This window comes from Photobacterium sp. GB-50, assembly GCF_003026755.1.
Classification (GTDB): domain Bacteria; phylum Pseudomonadota; class Gammaproteobacteria; order Enterobacterales; family Vibrionaceae; genus Photobacterium.
Genome location: NZ_PYNX01000001.1, coordinates 296441 through 313134, shown reverse-complemented (window position 1 = coordinate 313134; position 16694 = coordinate 296441). Strand labels below are relative to the sequence as shown.

At 39.7% G+C, this 16694-nt stretch carries 13 protein-coding genes and 1 other annotated feature; of the genes, 3 read left to right on the top strand and 10 right to left on the bottom strand.

Annotation, left to right across the window (positions count from 1 at the left end; genetic code table 11):
- Nucleotide 1: 1 nt before the first annotated feature.
- The 3 genes from hisG to C9J41_RS01295 form a co-directional block, all read right to left on the bottom strand.
- Nucleotides 2-898 (bottom strand): ATP phosphoribosyltransferase, encoded by an 897-nt coding sequence (gene hisG, locus C9J41_RS01305; RefSeq protein ID WP_107205604.1) that lies wholly within the window; start codon nt 896-898, stop codon nt 2-4.
- A 41-nt stretch (nt 899-939) separates the two neighbouring features.
- Nucleotides 940-1075 (bottom strand) — a sequence feature (His leader region).
- 334 nt (nt 1076-1409) lie between these two features.
- A complete protein-coding gene (locus C9J41_RS01300) occupies nt 1410-1934 on the bottom strand; it encodes a YchJ family metal-binding protein (RefSeq protein ID WP_107205605.1) in 525 nt (174 codons plus the stop codon).
- Between the two features lie 2 nt (nt 1935-1936).
- On the bottom strand, nt 1937-3163 hold the full coding sequence (locus tag C9J41_RS01295; protein WP_107205606.1) for an EAL and HDOD domain-containing protein: 1227 nt from the start codon (nt 3161-3163) through the stop codon (nt 1937-1939).
- A gap of 322 nt (nt 3164-3485) precedes the next feature.
- Between C9J41_RS01295 and C9J41_RS01290 the strand changes: the two genes are divergently transcribed.
- On the top strand, nt 3486-4388 hold the full coding sequence (locus C9J41_RS01290; protein ID WP_107259413.1) for a sulfite exporter TauE/SafE family protein: 903 nt from the start codon (nt 3486-3488) through the stop codon (nt 4386-4388).
- Nucleotides 4389-4416: 28 nt separating this feature from the next.
- On the opposite strand, the gene lpxH is transcribed toward C9J41_RS01290, so the two are convergent.
- Together lpxH and C9J41_RS01280 are read right to left on the bottom strand one after the other, a co-directional pair.
- Complete coding sequence (gene lpxH, locus C9J41_RS01285) at nt 4417-5157, bottom strand: UDP-2,3-diacylglucosamine diphosphatase (protein WP_107259415.1); 741 nt, start codon at nt 5155-5157, stop codon at nt 4417-4419.
- A 45-nt stretch (nt 5158-5202) separates the two neighbouring features.
- A complete protein-coding gene (locus tag C9J41_RS01280) occupies nt 5203-5697 on the bottom strand; it encodes a peptidylprolyl isomerase (protein ID WP_005370640.1) in 495 nt (164 codons plus the stop codon).
- Nucleotides 5698-5899: 202 nt separating this feature from the next.
- Here C9J41_RS01280 and cysS point away from each other — a divergent pair, with 202 nt between their 5' ends.
- Nucleotides 5900-7282 (top strand): cysteine--tRNA ligase, encoded by a 1383-nt coding sequence (cysS, locus tag C9J41_RS01275; RefSeq protein WP_105060600.1) that lies wholly within the window; start codon nt 5900-5902, stop codon nt 7280-7282.
- A 67-nt stretch (nt 7283-7349) separates the two neighbouring features.
- Here cysS and C9J41_RS01270 read toward each other — a convergent pair whose 3' ends face one another.
- The 4 genes from C9J41_RS01270 to C9J41_RS01255 form a co-directional block, all read right to left on the bottom strand.
- Nucleotides 7350-8237, bottom strand: a complete 888-nt coding sequence (locus tag C9J41_RS01270; RefSeq protein WP_107259417.1) for a mechanosensitive ion channel family protein — start codon at nt 8235-8237, stop codon at nt 7350-7352.
- Nucleotides 8238-10595: an AAA family ATPase gene (locus C9J41_RS01265; RefSeq protein WP_107245556.1), complete on the bottom strand. Its 2358-nt coding sequence runs from the start codon at nt 10593-10595 to the stop codon at nt 8238-8240.
- A 145-nt stretch (nt 10596-10740) separates the two neighbouring features.
- Complete coding sequence (locus C9J41_RS01260; RefSeq protein WP_005370644.1) at nt 10741-11559, bottom strand: ion transporter; 819 nt, start codon at nt 11557-11559, stop codon at nt 10741-10743.
- A gap of 207 nt (nt 11560-11766) precedes the next feature.
- Complete coding sequence (locus C9J41_RS01255; RefSeq protein WP_045127240.1) at nt 11767-12405, bottom strand: YchE family NAAT transporter; 639 nt, start codon at nt 12403-12405, stop codon at nt 11767-11769.
- Between the two features lie 695 nt (nt 12406-13100).
- Between C9J41_RS01255 and adhE the strand changes: the two genes are divergently transcribed.
- Nucleotides 13101-15782 (top strand): bifunctional acetaldehyde-CoA/alcohol dehydrogenase, encoded by a 2682-nt coding sequence (adhE, locus tag C9J41_RS01250; protein ID WP_107205612.1) that lies wholly within the window; start codon nt 13101-13103, stop codon nt 15780-15782.
- 63 nt (nt 15783-15845) lie between these two features.
- Here adhE and C9J41_RS01245 read toward each other — a convergent pair whose 3' ends face one another.
- Entirely contained in the window at nt 15846-16523 is a 678-nt protein-coding gene (locus C9J41_RS01245) for an SDR family NAD(P)-dependent oxidoreductase (protein ID WP_107290564.1), read from the bottom strand.
- Between the last annotated feature and the right edge of the window lie 171 nt (nt 16524-16694).

Genomic DNA, 16694 nt, shown 5'->3' with positions numbered 1-16694 from the left:
ATTACTCCATCATTTTCTCGATTGGCAATACTAGAATAGAGCTTGCGCCTAATTCTTTTAGTTGTTCCATTGTTTCCCAGAATAGGTTTTCAGAACTCACTAAATGGATAGCAACACGAGATTTGTCTTCAGCAAGAGGAAGTACCGTTGGATCTTCAGCGCCAGGTAGTAGCAGTTTAATTTGCTCTAGACGATCAGTTGGCGCATGTAGCATGATGTATTTTGATTCTTTTGCTTGGATCACACCTTGCATACGGGTCAGTAAGCGTTCAATTAATGCTTGTTTTTCTGCATCGAGTGTCTGCGTTGATTGGATCAGTACCGCTTTTGAACGCAGGATCACTTCTGCTTCTTTAAGACCATTCGCTTCAAGTGTCGCACCAGTCGAAACTAAATCACAGATGGCGTCAGCAAGCCCAGCTCGTGGAGCAACTTCAACAGAGCCGTTTAGCATACAAGTGCTAAATTTAACGCCCAGTTCATCCATATAGCGTTTAACTAATTGCGGATAAGTCGTTGCAATACGTTTGCCGTTTAAATCTTGAGGACCGTTGTACTTAGCATCTTTATCAATTGCGATAGAAAGGCGGCAACCACCAAAATCTAGGCGGCGTAGTTTTATATAATCTGATGGTTCACCGCGAGCAGCACGTTCAAGGCCAACTTCTTCAAGTTCATTTTCACCAATCACACCTAAATCAACTACACCATCCATGATCAGACCAGGAATGTCGTCATCACGAACAAGTAGCAAGTCTATAGGCATGTTTTCAGCGTGAACAACAAGACGTTCGCCTACCATGTTAAATTTCACACCACAGCGTTTAAGCAGTGTTTGACACTCTTTACTTAGACGGCCTTTTTTCTGAATCGCAATGCGTAATCGTTGTGTTTGCATAGTCATTTCCCTGTCCTAATTCACTTAATTCAAAATCTGGTATTAAAAAACCCTCGGAAGCTTGTATCTTCCGAGGGTCTGAATTTGATTATTCCTTGTGACCACTGGAAGAGTATGTTGTCTTCCAGGGTGAGGCGTATCCTCCCGAAAGACTAGTCAGGATGGTGATGAATATGATTGTTAGTCATTTGGATACGCATAATAAATCTCGTTAATAAATAATAGTGTTACTTTCTTGTTACCCACACTAACTAAGAGTGTTAGATAATGCAACATTATTTTTAACCTTTTATCTTATTTATTTTTCTTTTCGAAAATAGTTTCGGCGTTGTCGCAATTGTAAGAATAAGTTTCCTAACTTATTGAGTTTTAGGTGGTTAAATTAATTATGTCGAAAGAAGTAAGAGCAAGGTAAGTTATTGGTTCAGTACATAGTTTTGTGTGAATAGCATACTTAAATAAGAAAACCGACGCTAAGATCGGTTTCAGTGAGAAGAATGTTAACGCTGTATTAACCACAACATTTTTTATATTTCTTACCGCTTCCGCATAAGCAAGGGTCGTTACGACCGACAGTTTTCTCACTTTTAACGGGAGCTGGTGGAGCTGTTTGCTCTACTGGTGGTGGTTCTGGGTATTCACCATCAATGTAAAACCAACATAACTTATTATCTTTTTCTTGCTGTAAAAAACGTGAACGTTCTTGCAGGATATATTCATTGCCTGCTTCTTTGTACATGGCTTTAAATTCAACAAAACCTTCGCCACTTTCAGCGATTTCACTGTTTAGAACATCTAACCCTAACCATGTTAAGTGTACTGATTCTGCAATGGCATTGCGGTGCTGTTCTGCTTCACAACTAGAGTGATAAGTTTGAACGACAAAATCAACTAACCCAAGCACATGAGCACTGTAACGTGCACGCATCAGTTGTTCTGGGTGTTTTGCTTTTGAATGATCAAGATGGATAGGTTTACAGCACTCAATAAGGGGCTTATTACTTCCACAAGGACACATTGATGTGTGTTTAGACATGTTTATTTAGCCGAGGATTGCTCATATTCAGTAGACCATTTTACTGATTCTAAATAGTAGTCTGCAATGCTTGATTCATTGATTTTCAATGCCGCACTGTATTTTTTAACTAATGGCCAATTTGCCTGATCGTAAGCATCTGTTAAGTTTAGTATTGCGCCTAAAGGACCGGCACGTTTAGTTAACGCTAACTTAACTTGCTCGCTTAAAGGGAGGAGCTCTATCAACTCTTCTAATGGTTGATCAAGCAAAGAGTCTAATAAGGAAAATAACCCAGTAAGAAAGGCTTGGTTACCATTATCTTTGGGTACTCGGGTCCGATATAACTGCTCACAAAAATGTGCACGTTGGAGTGATAAGTTATAAAGAGATTGAGGTTTATTTTCAACCGCATGCGAGGTTGCGACAAATGTGACAAAACGTCGTAGTTGATCTTCACCAAGAAAAATTAACGCTTGTTTAAAAGAGGTCACTGGCTTTGAGCGCGTTGATGTTAGCGCATTGACGTGACGAAGTAATTTGTACGATAAGGTTAAATCAGTAGCAATAATTTCTTCAATTTTGTCAAAATCAACATCAGTAACACAAATTTCTTTAAACAAACGTAATGTTGTTAAAGATGAGGGTTTTAATGACTTTCGTTGGATCATTTCTGGCTTGCTGAAAAAGAAGCCTTGGAAAAGATCAAAGCCCGCATCATAAGCTTGTTGGTATTCTTCTTGGGTTTCTACTTTTTCGGCTAAGAAACGTAGTTTTGTTTTTTCTTTATAGAATTGAATAAATCGTGCGGCTTTTTCAATACTGATAAGACGAATATCGAATTTAATAATATGGATATAGGGAAAAAAGCGAGTCCATTGTTTATTAGGGATAAAATCATCAAGTGCGAGTGTGTAGCCTTTTTGATGAAGTTTCTTTATAGCTTCAAAAAGCTCGTCAGTTGGTTCACAGTTTTCAAGAATTTCGATGATGAAACTTTGTTTTGGGAAAAGAAGAGGTGTACCTGATATTATTGAACTATAAGGGAAATTAACAAATGCGCGTTTGCCTGATGTTAATTGCGCTTCTCCAGCAGAACTGAAAAAGTTATCGTTAAGCAGACGGTTTGTAGCTTGCTCATCACCAATATTTGGAAAGCAGTTATCTGGGCCATCCCTAAATAAAAGTTCGTAGCCAATAGTTTGCTTATTTCTGTTTAAAATGGGTTGTCGAGCAATATATGAGAACATTGAAATCTACAGAAAAGTCCAAAAAAATAAAATCGTTTTAGTATTGTTGTTATTAGTTAGATCATATCAAATTTATATATTTCACAAAGTGATGTTTTTAACACTATTTAAATAAAATATTGAAGCGACAAGCACATCACGTTTACAGATGGTTAAAATAATCAAACCTTATAAATATATTAGCACATAAAACCATTATAAATAATGAAAATGGTGTAAGATCTGTTTTGAGTTCATAATATTAGTGTTTAAACATTCACTCTTGTCGTGAATTGTTTGATCTACCTTTTAAATTTTCTATCAAATCGTATTTGTACTAGTTATGTCTATATTTGCCTTGATACAAGCGGGATTGCTTGTTGGTGGTAGTGTTTTTATTGTGATGCTTATTAGAGCTTGGCGAAGAAACCGAAAGCAGGAAGCAAATACACGTATTATTCCCGTCGCCTTGATTGGTGGTTTTGCAAACTTCTGTGACACTCTTGGTGTTGGAAGTTTCGCTATTATGACAGCAGGTTATAAACAATTTAAGCTTATTGATGATCAAGTTCTTCCCGGAACATTGAATTGCCAAGCGGTGTTAGCCACGGTCGTACAAGCACTTATTTTTCTTACTGCGGTGAATGTGGATGCAGTTACCTTATTAAGTCTTGTTGTTTCAGCGTGTTTAGGGGCAACCGTCGGTTCGCGTTTAGTTTCTAATTGGGATCGCCAACTTATACGTATTGTGATGAGTGGTGCTTTGTTGGTGGTGGCGGGCTTAATGCTTGCGGGTCAGTTAAAGCTATTCCCTCTTGGCGGAACCAGTTTAGGCTTAACAGGATGGAAGTTGGCAGTCGGTATTGCTGGTAACTTCTTATTTGGCGCATTAATGACGGTAGGTATTGGTTTATACGCACCATGTATGACGATGATCTACATGCTAGGTATGAATCCGCTTGCTGCGTTCCCTGTGATGATGTGCTCATGTGGATTTTTAGGCTTCTTTTCTGCTGGTGGTTTCTTACGTCGAGACAAAATTAATAGTCGAGCGTCAGTGGCGGTTGCAATAACAGGGCCTATCGGTGTGGTGATTGCAGCCTATTTAGTGAAATCGCTAGATATGAAGGTATTGGCTTGGCTTGTTTGTGGGGTTGTCTTCTATACCTCTTTGACGATGTATCGTTCTTGGGCAGCTGATCGAAAACAGCTCAAGCAAGTCAATGTTGAAGAAAAGATCGCATAAAAAGAAAGGTACGCAGTGCGTACCTTTTTTATTGCTGCTGATTAGTATCAAAATTACGGGTTTCTAGCTGATAACCATCAGGCGTAACGACTAATACCGAACCATGTTCATACCAATCACCGAGGACAATACGTGAGGCTGGCTTATTATCAATAGTGAGTGAATGAATATCTGGTCGATGGGTGTGACCATGGATCATTTGATCAACATGGAAAGCTTGCATCAATCGCACCACTTCACTTTGTGTGACGTCCATGATGGATTGGCTCTTCATCTGATTATTTTTACTACTATTACTTCTAAACTTCTCACCAATTTTAATACGACGAGAAAGAGGAATGCGGAAGAATAACCATTGAATAAACTTGTTATGCACTTTTTTACGGTAACGTTGATACGCTTCGTCTTCTATGCATAAAGTGTCACCATGGAGGATTAAGGTTGGTTTTCCGTACAGCTCAACAATGCAATGTTCAGGAAGTAACTGAACCCCCGTTTGTTGGCTAAAACGTTTACCAATTAAAAAGTCGCGATTACCATGGATAAAATAGCAAGGAATCCCCGAGTCAGTGAGGGCTTTAAAGGCCTGTTTGATTTGTTGTAAAAAAGGCGAGTCTTCATCATCACCAATCCACATTTCAAACAAATCCCCGAGCACGTATAAGGCGTCAATATCTTTTGTGTCTTCTGCCATAAATCGCAAAAAACATGCTGTCATATCGGGACGCTCAGCACTTAAGTGCAGATCTGAAATAAATAGTGTTGTCATAATAGAAAAAGGGCGGCTAATGCCACCCTTAATATCAATGAAGACTTATTCTTCGATAGTTACGCTTTCGATAACAACATCTTCAACGGGTACATCAGAGTGGTAACCGTGACGGCCTGTTTTCACAGCCTTAATCTTGTTAACTACATCCATACCTTCAACCACTGCAGCAAATACACAGTAGCCCCAACCGCTCATGTTTTCACCAGTAAAATCAAGGAAGTTGTTGTCTTTTACGTTAATGAAGAACTGAGAGCTAGCAGAGTGAGGAGCGTTAGTACGCGCCATTGCAAGTGTGCCTGTCTTGTTGCTTAGGCCATTGTTTGCTTCGTTTTGAATTGGAGCGCGAGTTTCTTTCTCTTCCATACCAGGAAGCATGCCGCCACCTTGAACCATGAAACCATCAATAACACGGTGGAAAATAGTACCGTTGTAGAAACCATCACGGCAGTATTGAAGGAAGTTTGCACACGTTTGAGGTGCTTTGTCTTCGAATAGGTTAATTTTGATGTCACCAAAATTTGTGTGAAGGGTAATCATGATCTTTTCCTTTAATGGAGTATTTTTCTTTAAGTCTTGAATATTAACTTACCATAGCCTGCTCAGACAAACATTACCCGATTAATCGGTGGCTAATGGTTAAAATAGCATTCATTAAAGGATTTTCCTTGCCAACAAAAGGCATAAAAGGTGTAATTACCCTTCGAATTTGTAATCCTACTACTATGAGTAATGAAGAGACATGTTAAAGATCTATAACTCGCTCACACGACAGAAAGAGGCATTCACCCCAATCCAGCCTGGCAAAGTAGGCATGTACGTCTGTGGAGTAACGATCTACGATTTGTGTCACATCGGACACGGTCGTACGTTTGTATCTTTTGACGTGGTTTCTCGTTACCTGCGCTATTCTGGTTATGATTTAACATTTGTTCGTAATATCACTGATATCGACGATAAAATCATTAAGCGTGCCGCTGAAAATGGCGAAAGTTGTGATTCATTAACTGAGCGTTTGATCGGTGAAATGCATGCGGATTTTGATGCGTTAGGTATGAAACGTCCAGACGTTGAACCACGTGCGACACAGTTTATCGCAGAAATTATCGCGCTTTGTGAGCGATTAATTGAACGTGGTTTTGCTTATGTTGCTTCTAATGGCGATGTCATGTTTGAAGTGAGCAAGTATGAAGATTACGGTCGTTTATCTAAGCAAGATCTTGACCAACTTCAAGCAGGTGCGCGTGTTGATATTGATATGGCAAAACGTAGCCCGCTAGATTTCGTTTTATGGAAAATGTCTAAACCAGGTGAACCTACGTGGGAATCGCCATGGGGCCCAGGTCGTCCAGGTTGGCACATTGAATGTTCAGCAATGAACTCTGCAATCTTAGGCGATCACTTTGATATTCACGGTGGTGGTTCAGATCTTCAGTTCCCACACCATGAAAACGAAATCGCGCAATCTTGCTGTGCACATGATACCCAGTATGTAAATACTTGGATGCACAGTGGCATGGTAATGGTTGACCGCGAGAAGATGTCTAAGTCATTAGGTAACTTCTTCACGATTCGTGATGTATTAAACCACTACGATCCTGAAACGGTACGTTACTTCCTAATGTCTGGTCACTACCGTAGCCAGCTAAACTACAGCGAAGATAACTTGAAACAAGCGCGTTCTGCACTTGAGCGTCTATACACGTCGCTTCGTGGTTTAGACACATCAGTTGAAGCGGCTGGCGGTGAAGAGTTCGTTACTCGCTTTAAAGAAGCGATGGATGATGACTTTAATACACCTGAAGCTTATTCAGTACTGTTTGATATGGCGCGTGAAATTAACCGTTTGAAAACAGATGATGTTGCTACGGCTTCTGCATTAGGTGCACGTATGCGTGAGCTTGCTGATGTACTTGGTCTTCTATCTCAAGAGCCTGAAGCTTTCCTACAAGGTGGTGCTGGTGAAGATGATAATGTGGCTGAAATTGAAGCATTGATTCAACAACGTCTCGATGCGCGTGCAGCAAAAGATTGGGCTGCAGCAGATGACGCTCGTGATAAGTTATTAGCAATGGGCATTATTTTAGAAGATGGTGCACAAGGCACAACATGGCGTCGTAAGTAATTACATCCCCATAAGAAAAAACCGAGCTAAGTGCTCGGTTTTTTTATATCAGTAATATAAATACGAATTAAGCATCGGTACTTTTGAGTGCGATTGCTGGTGGCCTAATGCCGTTACGTGCAAATTCTTCCATTACACGCAGTGTAATATCAGTTTCAAATAACTTTTCATATTTGGTATCAACCACATAAGCTTTACAAGTCAACATGATAGCTAGGTAGTTATCGGTGATCGTTTGCTTTACTAAAACCGTTACAGGTTTTGGTAGGTGAATATAACGGCTTGATGACGCAGCTTCTTGGATTAAATCTCGGGCTAAGCGGATATCTTGATCCATACTAATATAGAAGGGGATCACCACTTGCATATCCAGCGCACCATAGTTACCACTGACGGTGACTTCACTTAAGAATTTGTTGTTTGGTATGGTGATAATATCGTCATTTAAGGTGCGCATACGTACAGAGCGCAAACCGATAGTAATAATGTCACCATAATTGCCTTCAAATGTTACACGATCGCCAACTTGGAAAGGTCTATCAATCATCACGGTTAAGCCTGCAATGAACGAGGCTGCCAAGTCTTTAAGGGCAAAACCAACAGATACCGCAATAGTGCCGCCAATCAAAGCTAAGATACGATCATCAACACGGAAACTCATCATAAAGACGGCAATACCCGTCGACATATAAATGAAGAATTGGAAGAAAGATTGCAGCTTTTGCAGCAACATTCGACGTTGAGCAAATTGGCTACTGATACCATCAACAATCGATTGAATAAATCGCAGTAATATCCAAGCGGCACAAACCGTTAATGCAGAAAAGAGCACGCCACTCCAACGAATAAGGTTAGCAAATTGCTGGAAGTCCTCAATGTTTGGCATGTCATCAGCAAAAACAGCTGGTGAAAAACTTAGAAGTACTAGGCTAAGTAGACAGAATAAACGCTTCATTTATTTCACCAATAAGTGCTGACGGTGGAGAACATTAGTGATATGACGGAACCAGTGATCGGAGATTTTCGCTTTATCATCTGACCATTCAATAAAACCACGACTTTGGAAGTAACGTAACGTACCAATAACTTCATCAAGGCTGAGCTGAGTACATTCAGAGAGCTCTTGCGGGGATGCGACCTCTAACTGCACAATAGAACGTAGCACTGCTAACATCGGCTTTGGCATTTGTTCTAAATCTTCAGATTGTGGTGCTTTAAATAAACGTACCAGTACTTTATCTGTGTCTTTATCTCGCTGCAGAGAGAAACGGAAGAAACGTACAGCAACCGTAGGGTTACCATCAGAGTAATCCCACAAAATACGATAAAAGCCTCGTTGAGCTCTTTCTTCTTCTGTTATGTCATCTTCATCCCACTGGCGAGGCAGCACTAGGCCTTCAAAACTAATGGCAAATTCTCCTTCGGAAGAGGTGCGGGTTTTTAATAAGTCGCCAATTTGCTGTTCGCTCCAGCGTGGCATAAAGGTGACTAAATCAAACAGTAAACGCTCACCACGAGCACGATCAACAAAACGCCAACATGATTTTTCAACCGCAATAATCGCACGATGACTTTTCCGTGTTTTACGCAATAAATTAGTGATACTCATTAGATCTTTTAGTCCACCGACTTTAGGTGTCACCAATCGTTGAGCGTTATCGATGGCAATTAAATAGGTTGTTTCACTATTGCGTAAGTATTCAAGAATATCATCTTCAGAGCTGTCACTAGCAAGCCCAAGAGCGGTAGAGAACTGTTGTAGCAATTCTGCGTAGCCATCATAAGGACAGTTAATGTATATCGGTGTTGCATTTTTAACTTTGTGTAACAAGCGTCGAAGAAGTGTCGTTGTCCCAATGCCACGCTCACCAGAAACAACACAAACTGCGGGTTTATCAGTTAATAAGTAGCCTGAAAGCTGTTTAATTTCTTCTAACGCATAGTCTTCAATGATTGGGCTATCCTCACTACCTGGCTTTACATATTCATAAGTAGCGGCACCTTTGATACGAACCATATTGAGTTGTTCGCGAGAGGTTTCTGTTTGTTTAGCAACTTCAATACGGAATAGATAGGCGAGTGCATGACGAAAGAAAATGTACTTTGATAAGTTAGCAACCAGTGTATGTTGAAAGCGACGTAAGGTAAGCCATGCTGCACCTAGTGCTGTTGCTGGAATTGAAAGTAATAATTTATCTTTATGATTGAGCGCCCATTTAATAGAAAGGGGCAGATGTGTCGCGCCTTCTAAACGCTTAAAGACGATATGTCGCCAACGACGAAGCGTAATTAAGGTTAATAAGATAAAACCAAAGAAGATAATTGACCAAATCCACGCATAGATGGTGCCTTGCCCCAGTGTGCGCGCTGAAATTTGTAGAATTACGCCTGCGGCAATAAATCCCCATACGTATTGGCGAATAGTTGAAAGACGTAATGCGACAACTTCAGCATCGCTATTATTGATGCTATTACGACGCGCAAACTCAAGTATAAATCGCACTGCAATTGAGCCACCAAGGATCCACCATGTGAAGATTTCCAAGTAGATCAAGTGGTGCAAGCTTGGTAATTGAGAAACAATACGGAGTGAAAGCGTGATTGCAATTAACCAACCAATTGGACGGTGCGCTCGACTAATATACCAAATCGCACGAAACAAAAGATTGGGATGCGGGTTATGTTCGAGTTGTGTTTCTCTAAAATGTTCGATCAAACGTGCGCTATTACGCTGCCACCAAGAAAGTAAAAATAAAATAGCGAAAACTTTTAAGGCAACCACAAGAATGGGGACTGGCGAAATCAGCATATCTTTTAGCAAATCATGGAAACTGCGTAATTGATATAAGACCATGTACTGTAAGTTAAGTGCTGTGATTGATAGCTCTAACTTAAATTGTTGAACGCCAAAAGGTCCAAATCCTGTCACCTTATCTTGGATAGCTGATGAACTTAAATTGAGAAGGCGCTCTTTATCTTGGCTAATACTCAGTAGTGAATTGTAAACCGACGACAGTTTTTCCCATGCTTGTTCTTTATCATCACTTTTCTGGTATTTATTCAGTGCTGTTGCCAGTAACTTTTGATGCTTCTTCTGTTGTGAGAGGGTCTTAGACAGTAAGGAATTAACTTCTTTAACATCGTTATGAGTGAACAAATGCTGATCAGGTAGCTGATTAATGGCAGTATTTATGCTCGTTGCTGCTTGGGTTAATTCAGGCTGCTCTGATTCAAAAAGGGTTAGCGTAGCAGATGCTGAAGTACTGAATATCAGAATGAAACTACAGAGTAATGAGTATATCGTTAATCGCATTAATTTTTCATATTTCCTGAATGATGAAGACAAAGGTAGACCAAATAAGACGAGAATAATTGTTATCTTGTAAAAGTAAGAATTAGATCACGTCTTAAAGATCAAGTGGTTAATCATTAAAATTAATGGTTTTCTTTAATGATAATTAGATATTTTCAGGGAGTTGTGTTCCACACTTTTTGCAGTAATCAGCATCCACTTCATGACCACTGGTTGCACAATTAGGGCATCGTCTTAGGTTTCGGTGTGTTTTCATTTCTTGATTGAGTTCTGCGGTCAAAATACCGGTCGGAACGGCAAGAATTGAGTAACCGAGTAACATGGTCAATGAAGCTAACGCCTTACCCATTACGGTTTGCGGCACAATATCGCCATAACCAACAGTTGTAATAGTCACGACTGCCCAGTAAATACTTTTAGGGATACTGGTAAAGCCATTTTCAGGGCCTTCAATCAAGAACATTAATGAACCAAATACGGTAACTAGAATTAATACAGAACTAAAGAAAACAAAAATTTTACGTTGGGCATGGCGAAGTGATCGTAAAAGAATATTGGAGTCTTGTAAGAATCTAGCCAGTTTTAGAACACGGAAAATACGTAAAACACGGATTAAACGTACGATCAGTAAATAGTTTGAACCTGGCACAAAGAAAGAAATGTAAGCAGGCACAATGGCAATTAAATCAATGATGCCATAAAAACTTCGCGCGTAAGCGAGAGGGCGCGGCGAACAATACAAGCGCAGAATATACTCTATGGTAAATAAGATCGTGAATAGCCACTCAGCACCTAACAGCGCTGTAGAGAATTTTGATTCAATACTGGCAACAGATGAAATGATTAGGATCAGTTCAGAGCTAACAATAGCGATTATTAAGCCAATATCGAATAGCTGTCCAGCGCGTGTAGAGGTACCAAAAATAATTTGGTAAAGACGTTGTCTTAGAGTCAGTTTAATCATAATTAAGTGTTAGTTAGCCGTAAGCTTACGCAGAAGTAGGTTATTATTTTGTATGGCATATCAATCAGCAGACTAGTATACCAAAAATAGTATTAGGTAAGTGCGTAAATGATGAGCGTAGATAATTGATAATAAAAAGTCCCGAAAAAATCGAGACTTTATATTTAATTATTATCTTTTATTAGCGAGGTGTTTATGTTGTGACGCTTAAACTAGGCCTGGTAGCATTACTTTTAATCCATTAATAATAAATTCGATACCAAGTGCGGCAAGGATCAAACCCATGATACGAGTAATAACGTTAATTCCTGTTTGACCTAGGAAGCGAACAATTAATGGTGCAGAGCGAAACAGTAACCAACAGCCAAAAGCAAATACAACGATGGTAATGGCAATGCCAATCGTTGATGTCATTGTTGGATACTTGGAACCATAAACAATGGTTGAACTGATAGCACCTGGTCCTGCCATTAAAGGCATTGCAAGTGGCACCACACCGACTTGTTCACGTATGGCTGACTCTGATTTCTCTTCTTTATTTTGTTTCACCTCGCCAATCTTACCGCTCATCATTGAAAAAGCGATACTCAGCAACAGTAAGCCGCCGGCGACTCGGAATGAATCAATAGAGATACTAAAGAGATCCAGTAAGTGTTGGCCAGCAACAAGAGCCACTACCAGTATGATAACAACAGCTGTATTGGTTGTTAACGCAGTTTTATTACGCTCTTCAGGTGTCATTGAACCAGTTAATGACACGAAAACAGGCATAATACCAACAGGGTTTACCGTTGCAAAAAGCCCGACAAAAAAGTGTAAAAATATTCCTATTTCAATGGCTTGCATGATTTTCTCAGTTAGATTTCACTAGGTGTAAGTCATGAGAATAGTATTAATCAATACAGTTGATCTCAGAGTAAAAAAGCCTCGTATATAAGGCGTAGTTATTAACTTAACAATTAGGTTATGCACGCTAATTTTTTGACAGGTAAAACCAATGTTAATTAATCACTCGATGATATTTTAATCTTAAATTATTAGCCTAACCACAAAAAAAAGCCTGCTTTTAAAATTCTAGTGAAAGATTTCTCCATTATTTTTAAATAAACTTTTATTGTTGAAAACATGAACTACTATGGTGAAACGAAATGCTTATTAATAGTAATGACTCAACATTGACCAATTGGTATATGAAAAGGTGATAATTGTCACAAGTAGACAAATGTAGGGCTAGTAAATGTATTTTTATTACGTAATATTTCTCCTTGTGAAATAAGTGGTTATTGTCGCTAAGATGTGAAATATTAGTAAAAAGATTGATTCTATAGAGTATGTGTTTGTTTTTTACTCATTTTTATGGTTTTTAGGTATAAATTAATCATCAGAGCTAACACTGATCTAAATCAAATCTTTTTAGAATGTGAATAAATATAATCAATTTTGAAAGTAATTTACTAAGTGTGTGGTTTTCTTAGTTCGAGAATTAAGAATGAAGCCGTATCCTTACTAAAAAGTTTTCAATCTTAAGGTAGGAGTCTACTATGCCTGTTACAAATATCACTGAACTAGATGCAATGGTTGCTCGCGTTAAAGCGGCACAAAAAGAATTTGCAACTTTCTCTCAAGAGCAAGTGGATAAAATTTTCCGCGCTGCTTCTCTTGCTGCAAACAACGCACGTATTCCTCTCGCTCAGCAAGCTGTTGCTGAATCTGGCATGGGTATCATCGAAGACAAGGTTATTAAAAACCACTTCGCTTCTGAATTTATCTACAACAAATACAAAGACGAAAAGACATGCGGTATCTTGGAAGAGAACGATGAGTTCGGCACCATGACTATTGCTGAGCCTGTAGGTATTATTTGTGGTATTGTTCCAACGACTAACCCGACATCTACAGCTATCTTCAAATCGTTAATCTCTCTTAAAACACGTAACGCAATTATTTTCTCGCCACACCCGCGTGCTAAAAACTCAACTAACGCTGCTGCTAAATTAGTATTAGATGCCGCTGTTGCCGCAGGTGCACCTAAAGATATTATTGGCTGGATTGATCAACCATCAGTTGAACTATCTAACGCACTAATGAAGCACGATGATATCAACCTTATCCTTGCGACTGGTGGTCCAGGCATGGTTAAAGCAGCTTACTCTTCAGGTAAACCTGCTATCGGTGTTGGTGCGGGTAACGTGCCTGTTGTTATCGATGAAACAGCTGATATTAAGCGTGCTGTTGCATCAGTACTTATGTCAAAAACGTTTGATAACGGTGTTGTTTGTGCCTCAGAGCAAGCTGTAATCGTTATGGACGAAGTCTATGATGAAGTGAAAGAGCGTTTTGCTTCTCACAATGGCTACGTTTTATCAAAAGATGAGGCAGAGAAAGTACGTAAAGTTCTGCTTATCAACGGTAACCTTAATGCAGATATCGTAGGTCAGCCAGCAACGAAGATCGCAGAAATGGCGGGTGTTACTGTTCCTGCTAATACTAAGATCCTTATTGGTGAAGGTGAGCAAGTTTCTTTCGACGATGAGTTCGCACACGAGAAACTATCTCCTACATTAGGTATGTTCCGCGCGTCTTCATTTGAAAATGCAGTAGATCAAGCAGTAACAATGGTAGAGATTGGTGGTATCGGTCATACATCTGGCTTATACACGAATCAAGACACTAACGCTGACCGTATTAAGTACTTCGGCGACAAAATGAAAACAGCACGTATTCTTGTGAATATCCCAACAACTCATGGTGGTATCGGTGATCTTTACAACTTTAACGTTGCGCCTTCGTTAACTCTAGGTTGTGGTTCATGGGGTGGTAACTCTATCTCTGAGAACGTAGGTCCTAAGCACCTTATCAACAAGAAGACAGTAGCGAAGCGAGCTGAAAATATGTTGTGGCATAAACTACCTAAATCAATTTACTTCCGTCGTGGTAGCCTTCCAATTGCACTTAGCGATTTAGAAGGTAAGAAGCGTGCGTTCTTAGTAACAGACCGTTTCCTATTTAATAACGGTTACGCAGATGAAATCGTATCTTTGCTTAAAGCACAAGGTATCGAAGTTCAAACATTCTTTGATGTAGAAGCGGATCCAACACTGTCTGTTGTTGAGAAAGGCGCTGAAGCAATGAAGAGCTTCCAACCTGATGTGATTATTGCACTCGGTGGTGGTTCGCCAATGGATGCTGCGAAGATCATGTGGGTAATGTATGAGCACCCAGAAACGCACTTCGAAGAACTAGCAATGCGCTTCATGGACATCCGTAAACGTATTTACAAGTTCCCTAAAATGGGTAAGAAAGCTGAACTAGTATGTATCACTACTACATCTGGTACAGGTTCTGAAGTAACACCATTTGCGGTTGTAACTGACGATAAAACAGGTGCTAAGTACCCACTAGCTGACTACGAACTAACGCCTAACATGGCAATCGTTGATGCTAACCTTGTAATGAACATGCCTAAGTCTCTAACAGCGTTTGGTGGTTACGATGCCGTCACTCACGCACTAGAAGCTTACGTATCAGTTCTTGCTAACGAATACTCTGATGGTCAAGCACTTCAAGCACTAAGAATGCTAAAAGAATACTTACCATCAAGCTATGCAAATGGTGCTAATGACCCAATCGCACGTGAGAAAGTACACAATGCGGCAACTATCGCGGGTATCGCATTTGCGAACGCATTCCTAGGTGTATGTCACTCAATGGCGCACAAACTAGGTGCCGAGTTCCACGTACCACACGGTCTTGCTAACGCATTGTTGATTTCTAACGTTGTTCGTTACAACGCGAATGATAATCCAACAAAGCAAACAGCATTCTCACAGTACGCAAGCCCACAAGCGCGTCGTCGTTATGCTGAAGTTGCTGATCACTTAGGTCTATCACATGCGGGTGACCGTACTGCACAGAAAATTGAGCGTCTACTAACTTGGTTAGACGAATTGAAAGTGAATCTTCAGATTCCAATGTCAATCCAAGAAGCAGGCGTTTCAGAAGCTGATTTCCTTGCGAAAGTTGATGAGTTAGCGGTAGAAGCGTTTGATGACCAGTGTACTGGTGCAAACCCTCGTTATCCTCTAATCTCTGAGCTTAAAGATGTACTAATGGCATCTTACTACGGTAAGCCTTTCATTGAAGGTGAAGCGTTTGAAGGCACAACAGTGATTAAAAAATCAGAGCCAGTGAAAACCACTAAAGGTAAAAAAGCAAAAGCTTAATACCTAGCGTTGATTGAAAAAAAGCCCGCTAACTTAGCGGGCTTTTTTATATCTTATAGATGGTTATATCAAACACTCTGCTTCAAGTATCCTGCCATTGAAGGAATCATTAGTAATAATGTATTCCGTGCAACTGACTATTTCTACTTGTAATCGTGTATGGAGCATTGTCTGATTATCTGAAGTAATTGGAATAATGGCACCCACTCGGATATTCAAAGAAGATAATTCTTTAGACCAGCCAAAAGTTAAGCCTTGTATTACTGATTTACTAGTATCGGAAAGGTGAGCGTGATGGTGAGATGGTTGTAAGGCTAAATTAATAATAACAGCAGGTTGTTTGTTGTCTTGCATCATTGTTGCTGCTATTTGTCCAACGCTAAAAAAAGTGGTTGCGTTGTTACACATTACATCATTGAATTTATTAATTGCATTGGGCTCAAGAATACTTGGTGTATTCGTACATTTTGGCCATGTATTGAGTAAGACATTAAATGTACCTAGTTGGCGCTGAATATTGGTAAAGACTTGTTTAATTGAATGCGGTTGGGTGTTTTTTAAATGAAAGATGTTGATATGACGAGAGAATTGAGAACAAGCATCCTGTGTTGCCTCTAAATTTTGGATGTCATTATCAACGAGCGCAAGTTTTGCCCCTAATGATGCAAAATGAAGAGCTATGGCTTTACCGATGAGAGTACCTGCAGCAGTGATGACTATTACAGATTGATCAATAAGCATAGTAGTATCATCCCAAAATTATCATGTTAATATGGCATTAACTGATCAGACCAAAAGTAGTTAAGAACCATATTAGTTAGCGCTTTCACAATAGAATAATTGGATGTGACAATGTTTGATTGCGCTCACAAAGATACCTATTGGGTATCATTGCTGGGTTGGCAGATAGTT